This window comes from Myxococcus sp. MxC21-1, from assembly GCF_032612255.1.
Taxonomy (GTDB): Bacteria; Myxococcota; Myxococcia; order Myxococcales; family Myxococcaceae; genus Myxococcus; species Myxococcus virescens.
The window spans coordinates 6,909,130-6,930,178 of sequence record NZ_CP123278.1; the positions used below are offsets into that span (position 1 = coordinate 6,909,130).

Sequence of the window (21,049 nt, forward strand, 5' to 3'; positions counted from 1 at the left end):
ATGGCCCTGCGTCCCTCGTTGCAGGACGTGTTGAACGCGCTCCAGGCCGAAGGCCAGCTCGAGCCCGACGCCGTGGACCGGGCCCGCGTGGCCCTGGAAGCCCATCAGCGCCAGTCCGTGGCCGTGCCCTGGTTCGTGAAGGCCTTCGCTGGCGTCGGCGCCTGGCTGTCCGCCATCTTCGTGCTGAGCTTCTTCGCCTGCGCGGGCCTCTGGGAGGAGCAGGTCGTGATGGGCGTGGTGGGCCTGGGCCTGTGCGCGGGCGCGACGATGCTGCGCCGCACGCTGCGCGGCGTCTTCGTGGAGCAGCTCGCGCTGGCGCTGTGTCTTGCCGGCGCCACCATGGCCTCCGCCAGCTTCGGCATCGAAACGGAGAACGAAAACGTCGCCGCGGCGCTGGTGATGGTCATCAGTGGCGTGCTGATGTTTGTCTACCCAGACGCCATCCTCCGCTTCCTGAGCACGTTGGGGGTGGTGGGCGCGGCCGGCTTCCTCGCATGGCACGTGGTGGGCGGCTTCGCGCTGGACCTGCTGATTCTGGGCTGCGCTGCGCTGATGTACTTCCTCTTCCTGGAGCAGGCCCGGCTGCGACGGGGAACCACGGGCGAGCTGGTGGGGCCGGTGGCCTTCGCGCTGGCGTGCGCCATCCCCGGCGTGCTGCTGGCGCGCGGCATGCGGGACGTGGCTCGGCACCTCTTCGACACCGTCTCCGCCCTCCCGGATGCCGTGCTGACGCTGGGGCTGACGGCCCTGACGCTGTACACGGCGTGGCGGGTGCTGCGTGAGCTGGCGCTGGAGCCCACCGGCGTGGCGGGCGCGGCGGTGTTCGCGGCGCTGACGCTGGTGGCCGTGCTCACGCCCCATACACCGGCGGTCATCACCGCCGTGGGCATGCTGGCGCTCGGCTTCCACCGGCGCAGCAGCGTGCTGCTGGGGCTGGCGGTGGCGTACCTGCTCGCGTCCGGCAGTTGGTACTACTACGACCTGGGCCTCACGCTGCTGGCCAAGTCGCTGGCGTTGATGGGCAGCGGCCTGGTGTTCCTGGGCCTGCGTTCGTTCCTGCTGCGGCGCTTCCCCGCCCCGGCATCGGAGGTGCGGTGATGGTGCGCACGGCGGTCATCTTCGGCGGGCTGGCCTTCGCGCTGCTCGTCCCCGCGGGGCTCGTCGTCCAGAAGGAGCACGTGCTGCGCTCGGGCACGCCGGTGCTGCTGGAGCTGGCCCCCGTCGACCCGCGCTCGCTGATTCAGGGCGACTACATGGTGCTGGACTACGCCATCAGCCGCGAGCGGGACGCGAATCCCGTCACCACCGCCAAGGACGGAAACATGGTGCTGCGGCTGGACGCGAATGGCGTGGGCTCCTTCGTGCGCTTCGACACGCCCGGCACCCCGCTCGCGCCCGGCGAGTTCAAGCTCCGGTACCGCCTGCGCAAGGAGCGCTTCCGCCTGGGCGCGGAGACCTTCTTCTTTCAGGAAGGTCACGCCGACCGCTACGAGGGCGCCCGCTACGGCGAGCTGCGCGTGGCGGACAGCGGCTCCAGCGTGCTGGTGGGCCTGAGGACGCGCAGCGCCAGCCCCTGGGCCGCTGACGCCCCGCTGTCCCACGCCGATCTCCTTCCCCACACTCGGAGCACGTCGAGAAAAGGCCGGGGCTTGCTCTCCGCCGGCCTTTGGTGCATCATTCATTTTGATTTCGATATTCAAAATCAAAATCAAGGATAGCGACGATGCCCGGTCAGGGATGCGGCAAGACGGTACTGGCGCGAGGTCCATGCGCGGAAGTGACGCAGTGCTCGTGCGGGCACATCCACCTGGCCATGGGGCCGGTAACGATTCGCGTGGAGAAGGAGGTCCTCCGCGCCATCGGGATGACGCTGGCGGAGGCGCTCCAGCAACTGGGGACACCGCTGGAGGCCCTGTCGAACGAGGACGCCGGGCCCCTGGCGATGAGCACGCTGGCCGGTGGCGGGTGGAAACAGTGAGCGCCACCGGCACATTGCGGCTGCCGCGGACGGATGTGTCCGCGCGTGTGAAGCGGCTGGCGGAGCCCCAGCTCCCTGCGTCCCCGGAGCAGCCCCAGGCCGCCACCCCGGCGCCCCTGTCCGTGCTGCTGGCGGAAGGCACGGCGAAGCTGGCCGAGCAGGCGGAGCGCTCGCTGTTCATCCAGTCCCTCTTCTTCGACGCGTGGGAGGGCGGCATCTACGGCCAGTACGTCCGGGCGCAGCACTACGTGAGCCACCTGCGGCAGCTCCACACGCTCTACGCGGCGTTCGAAGCAGCGCTGCCCCACGTCATGGGCACCACGCTCACCACCGCGCTGCTGCTGCCCGAGCTGCGGCTGGCCTCTGCGCTGGAAGCGGACCTGACGTACTTCTGCGGCGAGTCCCGGGCGGACACCTTCGCCTGCGTGGAGACGCGGCTGCACGCCGAGCGCATCCGGGAGGTGGCCGAGGAGGCCCTCACCTGCTGGTGGCGCACGCCTACGCGCGCTGCGTGCTGGACGTCTTCAGCGGGCACCGCCGGGCGCGGCGAATCACGGATGCCTTCGAGTTGGCCGAAGGCCAGGGCACCACCTTCTACGGCACGGTGCCCGAGGCCGAGCTGGCGGCCTTCCGCGTCCGCTTCCACTCGCGCATCGACGGGCTGGAGCTGGACGAGGATGAGGCGCGAGAGGTGGTGCAGGAAGCGCGCATGGCCTTCCGGCTCCACGCGCTCGTGTGTAACGAGCTGGCCCGGGGCGCCACGGGCATCGCCGCGGGCCCCCACGCCGACGCCTGGTAGCTTCCCGGGCGCCGCGACTCAGACGGCTTCGACCTCCGACAGCAAGTCGGAGAAGGGCGAGCCCTCCTCGCCCAGCGCCTTGTAGAGCGAGTCCACCTTCTCCAGCTCGCGCTTGAGCGCCTTGTGGTGGTTGCGGTTCTTCACCAGGCTCTCGCGGCCCAGCAGCTTGAAGCCCTCGTCCCGCCCCACCTGGCGGATGGCGAGCCCCAGCACCATGCCGCGGAAGGCATCGGCCGGTCCAAATCCAACGGGGCATTGCGGCGGCGTGCTTCGGCGACGAAGGCCTGCGCGGCGGCACGCAGCGCCTCCGGCAGCGGCCGGGCTCCCGGGGCCTGCTCATAGTCGAGCGCCCGCGCGACATGCTTCTCGTGCAGCACCAGCTCGCCCGAGGCGTCCGCGTGCTCCACCATGGCCAGCGTGTAGGCGCGGCGGACGATGTTGTCGAGCTGCCGCAGGTTGCCCGGCCAGGGGCTCCCCACCAGCAACCGCTCCGCCTCCTTCATCAGCCGGGCGTGGCCGTCTGGCGAGCGCTCGCGGTGCCTGCGGTTCACCATGTACTGCGCCCACAGGGGGATTTCGTCCTGGCGCTCCTGCAGGGCCGGCATGCGCACTGGCAGCACGTTGACGCGGTAGTAGAGGTCCTCGCGGAAGCGGCCGGCGCGAACCTCCGCGTGCAGGTCCGCGTTGGTGCCGATGATGAAGCGCACGTCCGCCTGCCGCTCACCGGTGCCCTCGCCCAGCGGCCGGTAGCTGCGCGACTCCAGCAGGTGCAGCAGCCCCGCCTGGGCCTTGAGCGACAGCTTGTCGATTTCGTCGATGAACAGCGTGCCGCCCTCTGCGCGGGCCACGCTGCCGGGGGCATCTCGCACCGCGCCGGTGAAGGCGCCCTTCTTCCAGCCGAAGAGCTCCGCCATCTGGAGGTCTTCCGGCACCGTCACCAGGTCCAGCGTCTCGAAGGGCTTGCCGCGGCGGTTGGAGCGCTCGTGGCACCAGCGCGCCAGCCGTGACTTGCCCGCGCCCGTGGCGCCGCTGATGAGGATGGTCTCATCCTGCAGCGCGAAGACACGGAGGATGGGCAGCAGCTCCGCCATGGAGCGCCCCACCACCGGGAGGAACTCATCCACCTCCGGCCGGGCCACGGGCCGCTGCGGCAGCCGGGCCGGTACGGCGCCGCCACGTCCGCCAGCAGTTGGAGCCGGTCTCCCGCCTCCAGCCAGACGAAGTCCTGCCCCATCGCGGCCAGGCAGTCCGCCTCCAGCGAAATCATGCCCTCGATGTCCCCACCCGGCGTGCGCAGCGGAAGCACGCAGACGTGTGTCGCATGACGGCCCAGGAAGCGCTGCCGGCTCTCATGGCTGTTGAAGCCCGCCAGGCTCGGGTCTCCCGTCACGGGGGCGTTGGGCGCATGGGGCTGCACCGTCCCGACATTCACGTCGATGGAGACCGCGCACCGGTGCTCCACCACCGCGCGCCAGGCCGTGGCGGAGGTGAAGAAGGGCGTGCCTACACTGGCATCCGTAATCTCCGCAGCCCCTACCTCCAGTGCGGCCAGACTGCGGTAGGCCTCGCCGGGACGGAGGTGGACAATGCCTCGCAGCACCCGCCCCCGGGCTGCGTACCGACTGGACGCAACGGCCTCCTGGGCGACGGCCTGCAGCCGCCGGAGCGTTGCGGCAGCCGCAGCCTCGAAGTCCTTGGCTCCCCGCAAATCCGTGAGGAGTTGCGCCATCTCGTCTTGCATCCACTCGCCTCCGTCCAATGCCCTCCGACAGGCTCTGTCAGGAACCACATCAGGGGGACGGAGTGTAGCGGAGATGAAGAACGCGGAAGGAGCGGCCCCTCCTTCCGCGTTCCCGAAACTCCGATACTGCGGGGCAGCCCGGTTTCCCGAAGCGCCACGGCAAAACGACATGCGCGTCCCGTGCCAAACGCGACATTCGTGTGATTCCAAGGAGATGGGTGAACGCGGCCACCACGAGGGGCCTGTTTTGCGTTCCAGCAGGACGCGCCCGCGTCCCACCAGAACGCAGGCCGCCCAGAATTCACCAAGAGTGCGTCTCCAGCCCTCTCAAAACGCCCTCATCGTGAAATCTTGCGCGATTTCTGGGGCGTCGAGGCCCTCTTGGGCGCTTTCCGCGCGGACGCACGCCCAGGCTCGGCAGGGTCCACGGAGGGAGACTCGGGGTCCGGCTGGAGGACGAAGACTCGGTCCAACCGGAGGCTGCCCCGCTCCACAGGTGCGTTGATGTCGTAGTCGAAGGTGTACCCGGCCAGCACCCGCATGCCCGCGTCACGGAACAGCTTCGCCGCCTGGGCATTGCTGTACGTGCGGAAGTACCACTGGGTTTCGATGAGCCAATCCTTGTCCGGCCCAGTGACGCGCAGGCGGTTGCGCATGGGCGAGCGCCGCGCCCGCTGCTCCGGAAGGCCCTCGTTCGTGTTGCAGACGACGCGGTCCTCCCCCACCTGCCCCACCCAGCGCTCGTGTTCGGGCCGGGCGCGCGCGTAGTCCGTGAGGTGGAAGCCGAGCACGTAGATGCCGCCCGGCTTCAAGAGCCGCCGCGTCCCCAGCAGGTGCTGGCGCGCCGCGGCCTCACTGTCCAGGTAGCGGAAGGTCGACACCAGGCAGTGCGCCAGGTCCACCTGCCCCTCCAGCGACGGGTCGGCGAAGGACTCCATGCGTGACGGCCCCAGCTTCACGCGCCGCCGCTGCGCCGGCGTCAGGCGCTTTCGCGCATGGGCCAGCATCGCCTCGGAGATGTCGTAGCCCACCACCCGCAGGCCCCGGCTCGATGCCTCCTCGACGAGCCGCCCCGCGCCGCAGGCGGGCTCGAGCCACAGCTTGCCGCCCGTGCCGAAGCGCTCGCTGAGCGTCTGGAGGAAGTCCACCTCGCGCACGGTGTCCGTGCCGAAGATGGCCTCGTAGTACTGCGGGTGTTCGTACCAGTCGGTGCGTTTTTCCATGAAGGGCGCTCAGTGGCCGGGGTGCTCGGGGTGCCCCATCAGCCGCGCGAGCAGGAACATCAGCAGCAGGCCCGCGAAGAGCGCCAGCACGTTGCGGCCCGGCTGGTCCTTGCCGTGCCGGTGCACGTGGGGCAGCAGGTCCGACACGGCGATGTAGAGGAACGTGCCCGCGGAGAAAGCCAGGGCCTTGGCCGCGAGGCTTTCGAACTGCAGCATCGCGTCGAAGAGGAAGTAGAGCAGCGCGCCGGCCGGCACCATCATCCCGTACAGCGTGGACAGCGACAGGATGGAGGCCTTCGAGCGCCCCTCCGTCTTGAGGATGGAGGCCAGCGACAGCGCGGAGGGCACCTTGTGCGCGACGATGGCCAGCAGCGCCATGCCCCCCACGCCCTCCTCCACCGCCGACCCCAGGGCAATCCCGTCGAACAACGTGTGCGTGGACAGCCCCAGGAAGGCGGTGAGCCCCAGCACGTGTCCCGGATGCACTGAGTGCCCGGTGCCCGCCATGGTGTCTCCGTGGGAGATGTCCTCGCCCGCGTGCGCGACGAGGTAGCGCTCCAGCACCAGCAGGAAGGCGAAGCCCGCGGGCACCAGGGCGAAGGCCCACCATCCGCCACCCAGATACGCCTCGGGCAGCATGTGGAAGAAGGCCGCGCCCAGCATCACGCCCGCGGCGAAAGCCAGGAAGCGCACCAGATGGGTGGGCCGGTCGTTCAAGACGACGACCACTGCGCCAGCCAGCGCGCCGAGGACGATGATGAGGGAATACAGGGCCACCGTGGCCAGGACCGGCGACATGGGGCGCGCACCCTACATCAAAAAACCAAATCAGTAGCGCCGGAGCACCAACAACCCCACCCGGCCCGGTTTCACCTCCACCGGATGCTCCGTCACCTGCCCCCAGCTCGTCACACGCACGGTGTGATTCCCCGCGGGCACGCGGAAGCGCGCCACCTGGAACTCCGCGGGCAGGGAGAGCCAGGAACGCAGGTCTGGCGCATTCATCGCGTTGAGGACGAGGAAGGTCAGCACGCCCAGCTCATCGCTCTTCGTCAGCGCGCCCACGCCCGCCGCCACGCCCGCCTTCACTGCCACGCCCGCGAGCTGCTTCGCCAACATGCGGCCAATCCGGTCATTCAGGTGGACCACGGCCACGTCCGCCAGGGACGTCACCGTCACCGCCTGCTGGGACTGGCCCTCCAGGGCGACACTCACGGGCGGCGCGAGCCCCCGGTTCCGGTAGGTGGGGACTTCAATCAGGTCGCCACCGCCGCCCGGGTCCCTGGAGCCGCGCTGCTTCTCGGGAGACAGGCCCGCCTCCACCACGACGACGAGCTGCCCTTCGTCCGGCGCCAGCGGCTCGTGCGGGACGTCCGGGTACTTCGCCAGCAGCTCCGCGTACATGTCGTCGCGGCCCACCTTCTTCGCCAGCCGCAGCAGGGGCTCGGCCAGCGCGTCCTTGCGGGGCGCGATTTCATAGGCCTTCGCGTAGTCGATGTAGGCCGAGTCCCAGTCCCGCTGGTCCTCCCGGATGACGCCGCCCAGGTAGCGGGCAATCGCGAGCTGCTCGTAGGGCTTCTTCTCCTCGGCGATCATCTTCTCCAGGCGCTCGTTGACCTGGCGGACCTCCACCATGGCGGCTTCGTCGTCGCCCAGCTCCGCGTAGTTGAGCGCCTGGAGGACGGAAATCATCAGCTTCTCGAAGTCCTCCCCACGGTAGGTGCGCTGACGCTCGTTGGTAACGAGCGTCTTCGCCTCCTCGCTGACGGAGACACTGTCGATCTGCTCGCTGAGCCGCTCCGCCTCCTCGAGCACGGCGTTGCTCTCCGCCCACTGCCCGGCGGCGTGCAACACCATGCCCTTGTCCATCAACACCAGCAGGCGGTCCTGTTCGGGCCCTTCCTTCGCCGCGGCCTCTAGCGAGGACAGCGCGCGCGAATAGTCCCCTTGCTGGTACGCGGACCGCACGCCCCGGGTGCGCGCGACATAGTCACCCGCACAGCCCGACGACAGGAGGAGCACGCTCGCGAGCGCGAGCGCGCCCCACCCGCTCAGGCGGACCGGGCTGCGGGAGAAGATGGACATGGAAGGGTGCGCCCGTTACCAGCTCACGCCGCGCTTCTCGAACTTCTTGCGAATCTGCTTCTCATCCGTCCACTCGATGAGGCCGGTCCGCACGTTGCTGAGCTTCGCGGTCATCTTGTAATAGACGAGCTTGTCCCGGCCGACCTCCTGGATGATGGAGGCGAGGTCGCCCGTCATCAGGAAGTCCACCGACGTCTGCTGACCCGGGCCCTTGGCGGTGTTCGGGTCCACGTAGCCGGACTGCTGGTACTCGTACTCCTCCGCGATGTCCTGGCGCGCCTGCTGGTCCACCAGGGCGAAGCGGCCCGTCTGCGCCAGCGCCGTCTGAATCTTGTCGCCCAGCGAGCGCATGTCGATGTGCTCGGAGGTGCTGTTCTTCAGCTTGCCCACCAGGACGATGGGCAGCGAGCCGTCCGGCCGGGGCTGGGAGAAGCGCGGCGAGGTGGCGAGCGACTCCGCCATCTTCTTCGCGATGAGCTGCAGGTCGTTCTCGTTGAAGCGGTCCGACAGCATCTCGATGGTGTTCGGGTCCTCGTACGTGCCACGCGTGAAGGCGCGCGGGCCCGTGCAGGCGGACAGCGAAGCGGCGAGACAGGCGGACAGAAGCAGGCGGCGGGTGTTCATGGTGCGGGTCACTCCTAGTTCCATTCGCATTCGAAGCGGCTGCCTTCGAAGTTCCACTTGTAGGCGAGCACCGCGTCGCGGCGGTACCCCGCCGTCAGGCGGCAGACGTTCTGCAGCGACGCACGGGGGTAGTCGAAGGTGTAGCGCTGCGCCCGCGACAGCTCCTGCGCGGTGAGCTGGGACGGATGCGTGAGCGTGGGGCTGGCGCTGGCGACCACCAGCACGTTGTGCTTGCCGTAGGTGCGCAGGGGCACCTGGCCCGCCAGCTGGACGCGGCGCACGGTGCGCGCGACGAGGATGTCACTGCGGTCCACCGTCGTCTCGTGGCTGTTGCGGCGGCGCAGCAGCTCCGGGATGTTGGCGGTGAAGACGCGGGTGATGTCCCCGTCGTCCACGAAGAAGTAGAGGAACGCCTCGCGCGCGGTGCGGCTCTCACCGGTGAAGTCCAACGTCACCAGCAGGTTCAACCCGCGGTTGGGCGCCAGGCCGTGCCGGGACACCGCGGCCAGCACGTCCTTGTCCACGCCGGCCTTCTTGAGCCGGATGAGGCCGTCCGCGCTGGCGTCGCAGGCGCAGCGGCGCTCCTCAATCATCTTCACGAGCTGGGCGGGCTCGAAGCCAGCCTGGGACAGCTTCGTCAGCTCCTCGTCGGTGAGGGGGAGCTGGTCGGAGCGCTCGTAGATGCGCGGGAGCTGGTTGGGGTCCCACTGGATGATGTTGTAGGTCTGCACGTCTCCGGCCGGAAACGGCAGGTTCACCTGCGGGCTTCCCCGGCCGGAAACAGAGACGGGCGCCTGGCTGGAGGTCAACGCCAGCGTGGCGGCAAGCAGCTGGGCAATCATGTCGAAGCCTCCTTGCTAGAACTTGTAGCCCACGGACATGCCCAGCCGGTGCGTGACGCCGCCACCGCCAATGGGGATGTCCGGGGTGTAGTTGAGGGCCATGAGGATGTTCTCCCGGTCCCCCAGGAGGATTTCGGCACCCAGCTGCGGGGAGATGCCGAAGCGCAGGCCCTCTCCCTCCGGGATGACGATGGCGCCGGCCTTCAGGCCCGCGGTGAACACCAGCGGCCAGCCCCAGGTCCGGAAGCGCGGGCCCACCATGCCGACGAAGCGCCCCCCGTCGAACACGTAGGCACCACTCACGTCCAGCTGGTACCAGTCCGCGCCCCACAGCGACAGCGTGGCGCCCACGAACAGCGGCGGGCCTTCCGGCGCGCCCCGAGGCGGCTTGCGGGAGTTGATGGCCGCGCCCCAGTCGAGCTGGAGCGACACGCTCCGGCCTCCGGGGCCGCTGTAGCCACCCTTGCCGTACTCGGACTCCTCTGGACCGTCCGTACGGCCTCCGGATTGGGCACTGGCGGTCAGCGGCACGGTGGCGGCCACCATCGCAAGGGCCCCACACAACCTGACATGACGCATCATCTCGAAGACTCCCCCGGGCGGTAGGTGCGAATTTCCAGCGCTATGACGGCGCGGCGCGCCGACTATTCAAAACCCCATGCCCCCAGGCAAGGGCTCACTGCGCCTGGGGAGCAGCCCGCCTTCACGCCCGAGGCGACACGGGCGGCGCGGGCGGCAAATCCGGGGAAGCGGACAGCCGCGCTGGATCCAGCTCGGGCGGCGGGAAGGGACGCGCCTCCGTGCGGGTGACGGGCAGCCACAGCGGGTGGGCGCGCAGGAAGGCCACCAGCTTCTCGCGCACCAGGGCCCGCAGGTCGAAGAGCTTGCTGAAGTCCGACACGCTGACCAGCGCGCGCACCGTGAGGGTCCGGTCCAGCACGTCCAGGACGACCACCGTCGCCACGCGGCCGTCCCACAGGGCCTTGCCCTCGTTCTCCAGGATGCGGCGCAGCTCCGCGCGCAGCGCGTCGATGTCTGTCTGGAAGTCCACCTGGAGGATGACGGGCCCCAGCATCTCCGGGTTCCCCTTGCTCCAGTTCTGGAAGGGCTTGTCCAGGAACTGGACGATGGGGATGACCAGCCGGCGCTGGTCCCACGTCCGCAGCACCACGTAGGTGAGCGTGATTTTCTCCACCGTGCCCCACTCGCCCTCGGTGATGAGGGTGTCGCCAATGCTGATGGGCTGGGTGATGGAGAGCTGGATGCCGGCCAGCAGCGTACCAATGGACTTCTGCGCCGCGAGACCGAGCACCAGGCCGGCGATACCGGCGGAGGCCAGCAGTGACACTCCGACGTTGCGCACCACCTCGAACTGGATGAGCAACAGCGCCGCTGCGATGACGTAGGTGGCCACCTCGAAGATGGCGCGGAGCACCACCAACTGCGTGCTCACACTGCGCGCCCGGGCCGCGTCCTTCATCTCCGACGACACGCGGCTCTGCACGAAGGCAACAGAGACGTGGAGGATGCGCAGCACGGCCCAGGCCAGCGCCACGACGCTCAACGAATAGCCAATCCGGATGAACACGCCCTGCGCCGGACGAGGCAGCCGCAAGAGCAGCGTGCCCACCACCAGCAGCGCGGAGAAGGTGAGCAGCTTCAGCGGCCCCTTCCCCGAGGAGACCACATTCTCCTCCCAGGTGAACCGGGTCCACCGCGCCACACGGCGGGCGAAAGCCAGGACCAGGCGCTCCAGCAGCACCGCCAGGCCCAGGCTGCCCAGCACCGTCACCAGCAGCCCCAGCCACTGCCAGGGCTCCAGTCCCAGCACCGTGTCACTGAAGAAGAAGGCCGGCAGGAGGCCCACCAGCCGGGGGCCATACTCCGCGAAGAGCGGGTCCACCTGCCGCACCGTGGACTCGCTGAAGACCCAGACCAGCTCCCCCTCAGTCGAGGAGACCCGCTGGACGCGGACAGGGACGTTGTTCCCCTGCAACGGAATGGTGCCCAACTGGTCGTAGCGCGCGTCGGCCGGGTCGCCCTCCTGCTCCTTGCTCAGCGCGCTCACGTCCACGGGCAGCTTGCGGTCCAGCACGAACTTGAGCGCGCGGGCCAACTGGAAGCCCCGCTCCGCCTGCTGGGCGCGCGGGATGTAGTCCAGGTCCAGGTAGTGCGCCGCCAGGGCGTAGTCCCCCCGGTGCGCGGCGGCCAGAAAGCCCTGCACAGTGGCCTGCGGCGTCTTCCGGTCCACCGAGGGGGGCGGCGGGTTGAGACCCGCGTTGAGCGCGGCGGCAGGAAGGCTCCACAGCAGCCCCAGTCCCAGGACGAGTGCTCTCAGGGTCCATCTGTCACGGTGCATCATGGCTGACTTCCATATCCCTTTTTCGATGTCTCACTGGAAAGAAGTCGTCCCCGGAGACCCGGCGGGCGAGCGTGCGGCGGTGGACATCCGAAATCAGGGAAACACCGGCCCCGGGAGCGCACGGGAAAGCGTTGGTGCGGCGCGTGGGGGTAGGATAGATAAAGGAGTGAAGGAAGGTCGCCGTGTCCGAGAAGCGAAGAATCCTCCTGATTGATGACAGCGAGATTACGCTCGCGATGGAGAAGGCCGTGCTCGAAGCGCGCGGCTACGAGGTCATCGCCACCTCCACGCTCATGGAGTTCGAGAAGACGCTGCAGACCTGGCGTCCGGACCTCATCCTCACCGACATCCACATGCCCGAAGCCAAGGGCACGGATATCTGTCGCACGCTCAAGAACGAGTACGGCACGCAGGACATCCCCATCGTCCTCTTCTCCAGCCTCCCGGACGACGAGCTGTCCAAGTTGGCCGAACAGGTGGGGGCAGACGGCTCCTTGTCCAAGGTGAACGGACTGGAAGCCATGGGTGAGAAGATCGACGAACTGGTGCAGAGCATCCTCTGGTGAATTCCATGCGTGCCTTCCTCGCCGCGGCGCTGCTGGCCGCGTCGCTCGCTGGCTGTGCACGCAAGGACCCGCCCCCCAAGCCCGCGGAAGCAGACGCTTCGGCTTCGTCGGCCACCGCCGCCGCGAAGCCCGCCGTGGTGGCAAGCCAGGGCTCGGGCGCCATCCTCTTCCTCTCCGCCGACACGCGTGGCTACCTGGGCCCGTGCGGCTGTAGCGAGAACATGCGAGGCGGCATTGCCCGCGCCGCCGCACAGGTGCAGTCGGCGCGCAAAGGCTCGCTGCCGGTCCTCTATGTGGATGGCGGCAACAGCCTCTTCGGCGAGCAGCGGCTCAAGCCGGGACAAGTGCCCCAGGAGGAGCGCAAGGCCAAGGCGCTCGCGGACGCCATGCGGCACATGGGCCGGCGGTGCGCGCCACCGGCCCGCTGGACGACACGCAGGGCGTGGACTTCCGCAAGGGCCTGGGGCTGCCGGAGCTGGCGCCGGGCGCGGTGAAGCTGCTGCCCGCGGGCGAACGGAAGGTGGGCGTGGTGGCGGCGACCACGTCCGCGCAGCTCGTGGAGGCCAGCGCCCAGGCCCGCGCGCAGGGAGCGGACTTCGTGGTGGGCCTGCTGGACGTCACGCTGGACGTGGCCCAGCAGGCGGTGGAGCAGCCGGGTTTGAAGGCCGACGTGGTGGTGGCCACCCGCACCGCCACCGAGTTCAGCGGCGAGGAGAACCGGCTGGTGCGGTCCGCGGTGCCGGTGGTGGCGCTGCAGAGCAAGGGACGCTCGCTGCTGCGCGTGGACCTGGCCTATGCGCCCCAGGCGGGCCCCTTTGCGTTGCAGAAGGGTCAGGATGACCTGGAGCGTGAGGCCGCCGCCCTGGAGCAACGCACGGCGCTGCTGGACAAGGACATCAACCTCCCCGGCACGGACCCGAAGCTCAAGGCGCTCAAGCAGGGCAAGCGCGACGAACTGGTGGCGCGCCGGCAGGCCCTGCTGGACGCTCCGCCCGTCACCCCCGACGGCGTCAACGCCTTCACGCTGCGCTTCGTGCCCCTGGAGTCCAGCCTTCCCTCCGACGCGGAGGCGGTCGCGCTGGTGTCCGCCTACGACGCGGACGTGGGGAAGATGAACCTCGCCTGGGCGAAGGCCCATGGACAGGACTGCCCCCCTCCGGCGCCGGGCCGCGCGGGCTTCGTGGGCAACGAGCCCTGCCGCACCTGCCACGAGGACGCCTTCCCCGTCTGGGAGAAGTCCAAGCACCACCACGCCTGGGAGACGCTGGAACAGGTGGGCAAGCAGTTCCACCTCAACTGCGTGGGGTGCCACGTCACCGGCTGGGAGCAGCCCGGCGGCGTTTGCCGGCTGGACAAGGTGGCGGGCCGCGAGGACGTGGGCTGTGAGAGCTGCCACGGTCCGGGCTCGGAGCACGCGGACGCGCCTGGAACCCACAACATCATCGCCTCGCCGGGCGAGAGCGTGTGCGTCACCTGTCACAACCCGGAGAACTCGCCTCACTTCGATTTCGCGACATACCTGCCGCGCATCGTGGGGCCGGGACACGGGAAGCCCTAGTCATCCGGGAATCCAGGCCCTCGCCTGGGCGGTTGCTTCTACCCGGCGTCCGAACAAGACGCGCATGCCGCGACTCCTTGTTTGACTGTCAAGGAAAAGGGCGATTACTTCCCGCTTTCGCCTGCCTCCGGGCGCCCGTTCCCGCGACTGTATGCCGCCTCTACCTCTGCTCCTGCTCGCCCTGGCCTCAGCCCCTGCCTCGGGGCTCACCCCACCGCCCGTGGGGCCCGTTCCTGCCAAGGCCCAGGTGGAGGCATCCGAGGGTGCACAGGCACCCGCGGCGCAGTCACCGGCCGAGAAGGCGCCCACGGCCAGCCTGGAAGCGGCCCCCGTTGCCGTAAAGCCGGCAGGCGAGGCTCCGTCGCCGGTGGCTGGTGGCGAGAAGGCACCAACGGCCGCCACGGCAGGTGGCGCCGCGGATACCGCGACCGATGATGTCGATGAGCCCGGTTTGGAGCCGCTGGAGCCCGGCACGCCGATGGTGGCCGAGGACGCCTCCGAGCAAGGTGAGGCCACGCGCGACGCGGTTGAGTCCGAGTCCGCTGAGTTGGAGGAACTGCGCGCACTGGAAGGCGCCGCGCTGGACCCGGCGTCGCGCTCCACCGCGGAGGTGATGCAGTCGCTGCGACGGCTCGGGCTCGCCAACCCGCTGCGGATGCGCATGCTGGACGCGCTCGACGAGCACACCTTCCGCGAGGACGAAGAGCTGCCGGAGATTCCGCTCATCACGGACCTGGCGACCTTCGACGTGGCGCAGATTCAGGACCGTTACGACATCCCGGTGGAGATGCAGCCGCTGGTGGCCCAGTACGTCCAGTTCTTCCAGGGGCCCGGGCGACGCTGGTTCCGCAAGTGGATGTCGCGCGCGGCTCGGTACGTGCCGGTGATGCACCCCATCCTGGAGCAGTACGGCCTGCCGAAGGACACGGTGTACCTGGCGATGATTGAGAGCGGCTTTTCGGCGCATGCCTATTCGTGGGCGCACGCGGCGGGGCCGTGGCAGTTCATCTCCAGCACTGGCAAGCAGTACGGGCTGAAGCAGGACTTCTGGGTGGACGAGCGGCGGGACCCCATCAAGGCCACCCACGCCGCGGCGTCCTACCTGAAGGACCTCAAGCGCGAGCTGGGGCACTGGTACCTGGCGTGGGCCGGCTACAACACCGGCTCCGGGCGCGTCCGGCGGATGGTGGAGCGACACGGGACGACGAACTTCTGGCTCCTGTCCGAAGAGCGCGGCCTGGCGAAGGAGACGAAGCACTACGTGCCCAAGCTGATTGCCGCGGCGCTGGTGGCCAAGCACCCGGCGGCGTTCGGCTTCAACGAGAACGAGTTCGACCCCGAGCCCGTGCTCGACTTCGACGAGGTGCAGCTCACCGACGCGGCGGACCTGGACGTCGTCGCCCGCGCGGCCGGCGTGCCCGTCAAGGTGGTGCAGGACCTCAACCCCGAGCTGAAGCGCTGGTGCACCCCGCCGGCGACGGCCAAGAAGCCCTACACGCTCCGGCTTCCCAAGGGGGCAGGGACGCAGTTCGCGGACAACTACAAGCGCATCAGCCCCGCGGAGCGGCTCACCTTCCGCATCCACAAGGTGAAGCGCGGCGACACCCTGTCGCAAATCGCGGAGACGTACGGCACGGCGTCCGAGGCCATCCTCCAGATGAACCAGCTGAAGTCGGCCCGGACGTTGCGTGTGGGCGGAGAGCTGGTGATTCCGATTCCCGCCGGCAAGAGCTCGGGCGGCGCGCTGGCGACGAAGGTGGCGCAGGCCCGCCGCAGCGGCGTGGTGGTGCGGCCCGAGGACGAGGTACCGGCGGGTACGCCCAAAGGCCCGGTGGCCGCGGGCCCCGTGAAGAAGGAGACCATCAACGGGCGCACGCGCGTGACGTACGGCGTGATGTCCGGCGACAGCCTCTGGGTGATTGCGAACAAGTTCAACGTGTCGGTGGACTCGCTGAAGCAGTGGAACAACCTCAAGCGGCGCAACCCGACGCTCCAGGTGGGCTCCACGCTGTTCATCTGGCCCGATGGCAACACGGCCACCGCCAGCGTGCAGGAGCGCGGCGGCACGGTGCTCGCGAAGCACTCGGTGAGCGTCGCCAAGCCCGCGGGCAAGGCCGGCAAGGTCCACGCGCTGGCCGAGGGCGAGACGCTCTGGTCCGTCGCGCAGCGCTACGGCGTCAGCGTGGACGACATCATGCGGTGGAACAAGATCAAGGACAACCGCACCATTCCCACGGGGAAGGTGCTGCTCCTCAGCGCGCCGTAGTCTCCGGCGCGACGGCAGGCCTCGCGTGGTTGCGTCGGGCGAGCGATTTGCACTGAGGCCGGGGATGACCTCATCCATCTCGCCACCAGAGTCACGTATCTCGTTCCTTCCGCCTGACGCCTCGGACGCGGCATCAACACCCGCCCTCGGCAAGACGGCACGCAGTCCCAAGCCCGCCTCCCGAGTCACCGTCGGCCAAGGTCCTCAGCCCGCGCTGGATGCACGTCCACGGTCCGGGACGCCCTTGCCTCCGGAAGGCGTGGACCGGCCCGCGCGCACTCCAGCGCCCCCTGACAACGCGCGCTTCACCGGGCTGCCCCAACTGGCGGACGTCGCGTCAGGGGCCCAGGTCCTCGGCCCCGGCAGCCAGGGCGAGGGCCTCCGCGCCGTACAAGCCACCCTGCTCGACATGGGCTTCGCCCTGCACGGCGGCGCGGACGGACGCCACGGCCCGCACACGGGCCGAGCGCTGCGGAACTTCCAGGTCCACGCCTCGCGCACCTTCCCCGCCGTCCTCCCCACGGGCGCGCTGGATGCCGCCACGCTGCGCGCGCTGGATGCCCTGGCGCCAGCGCCAGGGGCGCGTGGGCAGACACGGGGATTGCCTTCCGCCTTCTTCGACGGACAACAGGTCCGCGTGGTGGTGGCCCTCCGGGAGCACCGGACCTTCCTCTTCGACACCCGTGGGCAACTCGTGGACATCTTCCCCAACGCCACGGGCGCCACGGCCTCCCCTACCCGCACCGGGCTCAAGGTGGTCCGCACGAAGTTGGATCAACTGGCCACCGAAGCGGCCGGCGCACGGCTGTGGAATGACCGGCATGTCTTCGGCGTGCGCATGCTCGACCTCTCCTGGGCGGATGGCCGGCACTCCGGTGAGGAGCTGCACGGAACAAACGCCCCCGCCCTCCTGGGCACGGACGTCTCGCACGGCTGCATCCGCCACTCGAACGAGGCCGTGCGCGTGCTGCACGACGCGCTCTCCGTGGGAGACCGCGTGGCCGTCGTCGAGCACGTGGACGACCCGCACCTGGGCGTACCGCGCCCCGTGGCGTGAGCCCGTGCTTCCCCCGGAAGCGAGGCCCAGGCCGCGAAGCCCCGTGTCAGTTGCCGGGAGCGAAACGGAACAGGCTGGCGGCGAAGTACAGGCTGTTGCGCTGGAAGACGCCTTCGGCCGACGTGCCCGTCTCCAGCTTGTCCTGCACCCGCTGGGGCAGGTTTGCGTAGAGGTCCTGCCCCAGCAGCTCCTCGATGCGGTCCACGGGCACGCGGTGCGAATCGAGCAGCGGGAGGATGTCCTCCTTCTTCGACGGCCCGTCCTTCATGTTGGGCACGAGGTACGCGTACATCGTGAGGCTGCCGTTCGGCAGCTCATGGAGGACCGTCTTGAAGTTGTGCGTGGGCACGGCGATGCGGCGCTCCCCCGCCCCCGTCGTCTCCCGCTTCTCCGGAGGCAGCGGCTGTCCCTTGTCATCCAGGTACAGGTTGCCGGTGAGGATGTACGCCTTGCCGCCCAGCGAGTTCACGAGACCGGAGACGCCCTGCTCCAGCGTGCGCCACACCTGTTGGTTGTGGTTGCCATGCTGGGGGGCGATGTTGGTCATCAGGTGGCTCTCGTTCATCGCCTCCTGCGTAGGCGAGTCCTCCGCCGGCTTCATGTGGCCCCGGTCGAAGCCCGTCCGCGTGTAGTCGGAGTCGGTGACGCCGGTGCGGCCCAGCTCGGGGTCGCGAACGAAGGTGCTCTCCAGCCGGGACACCGTCGCGGGCGTCTCCTGGATGTCCGACGCGGACAGCATGTAGCTCACGAAGGTGGGGACGTTCGCCCCCTGGTCCAGCGCCAGGCGCGAATACGCCTTCACCAGGCTGAGCCCCTCCGAGCCCAGCGCTCCAGCGGGGCGCAGTGGGTCCAGCTCTCCGGCCGCTTCGGCCACGCGGCTCTGGAACGCGGCCATCTGCTGGTCCGGCACCCAGCGGGTGTCCGCGTGCTTGCCCGCCTTCGACGCCTGGATGAACGCGTCCAGTTCCTCCGCGCTGAGCTGGCCGTCTCCATTGCCCCCCAGCAGGTCCGCGCGCCGGGCCACCGTGGCCTGCCAGCCGCTCTCGAAGGCGTCCACGCCCACCGCGGAGCCATTTCCCTGAGCGAGCTTCGCGTCCAGCGAGGAGCGCTTCTGCTGAAGCGCGGTGGACGTCAGGTACTGCCCGTCCTCGGGCGCGGCCAGGTAGCTCTCCAGCTCCGCCGCGGACACCTGCCCGTTGCCACCGCGCGTCTTGCTGCCCGCCGCGTCGGCGGCCTGCATCACCCCCACCTGCCAGCTGTCATCCTTCCAGCCGAACTTCTCCTGGAGCTCGTTGATGGGCACCTCGCGGGCCGTCGAGCGTCTCCAGCTTCCTCCCGGCGTGGTGACGGCATTGAGGGGCGAAGCGGCCGATGTCGGGCGCGGGGGAACGGCTCGCGTCGTGGTGGGTCGCAGCGTCATCCTGAATGTCCTCGGGGCCGACGAGGTGAGGCACGAGGTGGAGCCCCTTCTCCCATCGTCGGCCGTTCGGCGCGCCAAGTTGCGTCACGGCTCCGTTTTCTTACGAAGAAAAAGAACCTGGGGGTCGTTTTGCACCTGGATACCCGCCTAACCCTTCTTTCCAGGGGCTTTCGATAGGCTCAGGGCCTCCGGGCCCGCCTTCTGGAGGGCCTGGACGATACGGGCCTCGGCCTGGAGCCGCTCCACGTGGTCCGGGGACAGTCCGGCCTCCTCCGCCGACAGCGCCAGGGTGACGAGGAAGGCCTCACTCACGAGCCCCTGAGCGGGCGTCGCGGGAGCCGTGGGCGTGAAGACGTGGGCGCTGAGCACGGCCCCGGTGAAGGTGCGCACCTTCACCTGCCGGACCTCGGTGGCGCCCGCCATCGCGGACTCCAGGCGGACCAGCGCGTCCCAGGCGTCCGCGGGAACGCGGCGGAGCATGCCGGGGAGCTTGTGGCCCGGCGCATCCACCAGCCGGGCCACCTTCCCGCCCCAGGCCGCCGACGCCACGTCGTAGACGACGTCCACGTCGAGCGCCTCGGCCAGCTCGCCCTCCAGCACGTCGGGAATGGGCGGGAGCCCCGGGAGGCGCTCGTGCGCAATCACCGGGGCCAGGTCGAGGAGTACGCGAACCAGGAACGCGGAGCAGTGGGGCCAGCAGCCATGTCCCCAGTCTCAGCGGGCCGTGCGCCCAGGACAAGCGCCTGGGCGTGAGGCGGCATCGGCTACTGCGACTCCAGCAGCGCCTTCAGCTCGCGCACGCGCCGGGTGATGTAGTCCCGGTCCAGTTGGCGGAAGCCCTCGGGCAGCAGCTCGCGGCTGGTGCACTCCTGCACCGCCACCAGGTTCTGCAGCTCGATTTCCAGCGGGTAGCTGGGGGGCACGAAGTCCGCGAGCACCGCGGCCAGGTCGTCCTTCGTCACCGCCTCGCGGCCCTCCGCCAGCGCGCGGAACTTCGAGCGCACCATGACGGCTTCGATGTCCGCGCCGCTGAAGGCGCGCACGCCCTCCGGAATCAGCGTGGAGAAGGATTCGATGCCTTCCACGGACACGCCCGTCTTCTTGGACATGACCTGGAACAGCTCGTCCCGCTCCGCGTCCGTCTGCGGATAGAAGAGCGCCAGGTGCTCCTCCGCGCGCCCCTGCCGCTTGAGGTCGATGGGCAGCAGGTCCGGCCGCGCCGTCATCAGGAACCAGACAATCTTCCCGCGGTAGAACGTGTTGCCCATGAACGAGGCGATGGAGCCGAACACGCGGCTGCTCGTCCCGGAGTCTCCGCCGGAGTCACGGTTGCCGAGGAACGTATCCGCCTCGTCAATCATCACCGCCACCGGCCACAGGGCCTTGAGCAGGTTGAAGATCTTCTCGAGGTTCGCCTCGGTGACGCCCTGCCACTGGCTGCGGAAGTTGAGGAACTTCACCACGGGGATTCCAATCTCCCCGGCGAAGCAGCTCACCATGAACGTCTTGCCCGTGCCCACGGGCCCCGACAGCAGGTAGCCCATGGGCATGACCTCCAGGCGCCCCTTCTTCAGGGCCCCGGCTGCCTGCCGCAGCATCTGCTTGGCCTTGGCGTGTCCCGCCACGGCGTCCAGCGTGTGCACCGGCTCGATGAACTCCAGCAGGCCGTGGCACTCCGCCTGGATGATTTCGCGCTTCTTCTCCTTGAGCAGCTCGGAGGTGATGCGCACCTCGCGCTCGATGGCCTCGGTGAGCACGCGGTCCAGGTTGATGCGGGACAAACCCGCCGTCATCTTCGCCAGGCCCGCCAGCGGCACGTCCGACACGGACTGGAGCCGCTTGCCCTCCAGTTTGTAGCGCACGTACTCCAGCCGCTCCTCCTCGGTGGGAAGGGGCAGCTCGATGGGCGCCACGTACGGGTTGCGGCTGATGCGCGGCGACACGTCCGCCAGGTTCTCCGCCAGCAGCACCACGGACACGTCGGACGCGAGGAACTGCGGGTCGTGCGCCCACTTGTCCAACGTGGCCACCACGAAGCGGTCCTCGCTGGAGAGGTGGCTCATCTCCCCGCCGGGAACGAGCGTCTCCGCGAAGTCGACGATGAGCGCCAGCGAGCGGCCCTCGCTCAGGCGCATGCGCATGAAGTTCTCCAGAATCTGGAGCGCGCGGCCCGGGTCTCTCGGCATGACCTTGGCGTAGTCGGTGCCGTACATGGCGTCGTAGCCCGCCATGGCCCGCTGCAGGTCCTTCTGCGTCTCCGGCGTCGCGGAGCGGATGCCGGACGACCGGTCATAGAAGATGACGTGGTCCCGGCCGCCGAAGAGCTCCTCGGAGAGGAACGTCTTCAGCGTGCCGAAGCCGCGGCCGCCATCCTCCAACTGCAGGGGCTGCAAGTCCCGCACGGCCCCGTACAGCAGGAAGGCGCTGACCGTCTTCGTGTAGTACTTCCGGGCCAGCTGCTGGGCCCAGCGAGGAAGATCCGCCAGGGGATCCGCCTTGTTCACCTTGCGCACCTTGCTCACGAACTC

16 protein-coding genes and 3 pseudogenes are annotated in these 21,049 nt (G+C 69.3%); 8 read left to right on the forward strand and 11 right to left on the reverse strand.

Translation table 11 applies throughout. The features are described 5' to 3' along the window. The 4 genes and pseudogenes from QEG98_RS30710 (at position 1) to QEG98_RS30725 (ending at position 2,777) form a co-directional block, all read left to right on the forward strand. Positions 1-1,098: a DUF4401 domain-containing protein gene (locus tag QEG98_RS30710; protein ID WP_316563837.1), complete on the forward strand. Its 1,098-nt coding sequence runs from the start codon at positions 1-3 to the stop codon at positions 1,096-1,098. Next, positions 1,098-1,718, forward strand: coding sequence for a GDYXXLXY domain-containing protein (locus tag QEG98_RS30715; RefSeq protein ID WP_316563838.1), 621 nt, complete (start codon positions 1,098-1,100; stop codon positions 1,716-1,718). The genes QEG98_RS30710 and QEG98_RS30715 overlap by 1 nt, the downstream gene beginning before the upstream one ends. Before the next feature lie 5 nt (positions 1,719-1,723). Continuing rightward, positions 1,724-1,978: a hypothetical protein gene (locus tag QEG98_RS30720; RefSeq protein WP_316563839.1), complete on the forward strand. Its 255-nt coding sequence runs from the start codon at positions 1,724-1,726 to the stop codon at positions 1,976-1,978. A 122-nt stretch (positions 1,979-2,100) separates the two neighbouring features. Next, positions 2,101-2,777: pseudogene (locus QEG98_RS30725) on the forward strand (heme oxygenase (biliverdin-producing)). An 18-nt stretch (positions 2,778-2,795) separates the two neighbouring features. Here QEG98_RS30725 and QEG98_RS30730 read toward each other — a convergent pair. The 8 genes and pseudogenes from QEG98_RS30730 to QEG98_RS30765 form a co-directional block, all read right to left on the reverse strand. Next, positions 2,796-4,518, reverse strand: a pseudogene (locus QEG98_RS30730) (sigma-54-dependent transcriptional regulator). A gap of 338 nt (positions 4,519-4,856) precedes the next feature. Continuing rightward, complete coding sequence (locus QEG98_RS30735; RefSeq protein WP_141592631.1) at positions 4,857-5,741, reverse strand: class I SAM-dependent methyltransferase; 885 nt, start codon at positions 5,739-5,741, stop codon at positions 4,857-4,859. Positions 5,742-5,750: 9 nt separating this feature from the next. Further along, positions 5,751-6,539: a ZIP family metal transporter gene (locus QEG98_RS30740; protein WP_090490250.1), complete on the reverse strand. Its 789-nt coding sequence runs from the start codon at positions 6,537-6,539 to the stop codon at positions 5,751-5,753. Positions 6,540-6,569: 30 nt separating this feature from the next. Beyond that, positions 6,570-7,826, reverse strand: coding sequence for a COG3014 family protein (locus tag QEG98_RS30745; protein ID WP_090490251.1), 1,257 nt, complete (start codon positions 7,824-7,826; stop codon positions 6,570-6,572). A gap of 15 nt (positions 7,827-7,841) precedes the next feature. After that, positions 7,842-8,450 (reverse strand): penicillin-binding protein activator LpoB, encoded by a 609-nt coding sequence (lpoB, locus tag QEG98_RS30750; protein WP_090490447.1) that lies wholly within the window; start codon positions 8,448-8,450, stop codon positions 7,842-7,844. Between the two features lie 14 nt (positions 8,451-8,464). Further along, on the reverse strand, positions 8,465-9,292 hold the full coding sequence (locus QEG98_RS30755; protein WP_090490252.1) for a hypothetical protein: 828 nt from the start codon (positions 9,290-9,292) through the stop codon (positions 8,465-8,467). 15 nt (positions 9,293-9,307) lie between these two features. After that, positions 9,308-9,874, reverse strand: a complete 567-nt coding sequence (locus tag QEG98_RS30760; protein WP_090490253.1) for a hypothetical protein — start codon at positions 9,872-9,874, stop codon at positions 9,308-9,310. Positions 9,875-9,995: 121 nt separating this feature from the next. Beyond that, positions 9,996-11,654 (reverse strand): mechanosensitive ion channel family protein, encoded by a 1,659-nt coding sequence (locus QEG98_RS30765; protein ID WP_316563840.1) that lies wholly within the window; start codon positions 11,652-11,654, stop codon positions 9,996-9,998. A gap of 182 nt (positions 11,655-11,836) precedes the next feature. Between QEG98_RS30765 and QEG98_RS30770 the strand changes: the two genes are divergently transcribed. The 4 genes and pseudogenes from QEG98_RS30770 (at position 11,837) to QEG98_RS30785 (ending at position 17,101) form a co-directional block, all read left to right on the forward strand. Then, positions 11,837-12,220: a PleD family two-component system response regulator gene (locus tag QEG98_RS30770; RefSeq protein WP_002634498.1), complete on the forward strand. Its 384-nt coding sequence runs from the start codon at positions 11,837-11,839 to the stop codon at positions 12,218-12,220. 5 nt (positions 12,221-12,225) lie between these two features. Next, positions 12,226-13,778 (forward strand): annotated as a pseudogene (locus QEG98_RS30775) (multiheme c-type cytochrome). A gap of 151 nt (positions 13,779-13,929) precedes the next feature. Beyond that, a complete protein-coding gene (locus QEG98_RS30780; RefSeq protein WP_316563841.1) occupies positions 13,930-16,044 on the forward strand; it encodes a LysM peptidoglycan-binding domain-containing protein in 2,115 nt (704 codons plus the stop codon). A 64-nt stretch (positions 16,045-16,108) separates the two neighbouring features. Next, positions 16,109-17,101 carry a L,D-transpeptidase family protein gene (locus QEG98_RS30785; protein WP_316563842.1) on the forward strand — a complete coding sequence of 331 codons (993 nt, stop codon included), beginning with the start codon at positions 16,109-16,111 and terminating at the stop codon, positions 17,099-17,101. Between the two features lie 46 nt (positions 17,102-17,147). On the opposite strand, the gene QEG98_RS30790 is transcribed toward QEG98_RS30785, so the two are convergent. From QEG98_RS30790 to QEG98_RS30800, 3 genes are all read right to left on the reverse strand, one after another. Beyond that, positions 17,148-18,599: a DNA/RNA non-specific endonuclease gene (locus tag QEG98_RS30790; protein ID WP_316563843.1), complete on the reverse strand. Its 1,452-nt coding sequence runs from the start codon at positions 18,597-18,599 to the stop codon at positions 17,148-17,150. Between the two features lie 69 nt (positions 18,600-18,668). After that, positions 18,669-19,166, reverse strand: a complete 498-nt coding sequence (locus QEG98_RS30795) for a gamma-glutamylcyclotransferase (protein ID WP_410477866.1) — start codon at positions 19,164-19,166, stop codon at positions 18,669-18,671. Between the two features lie 119 nt (positions 19,167-19,285). Next, on the reverse strand, positions 19,286-21,043 hold the full coding sequence (locus tag QEG98_RS30800; protein WP_090490260.1) for an ATP-binding protein: 1,758 nt from the start codon (positions 21,041-21,043) through the stop codon (positions 19,286-19,288). Positions 21,044-21,049: the final 6 nt, after the last annotated feature.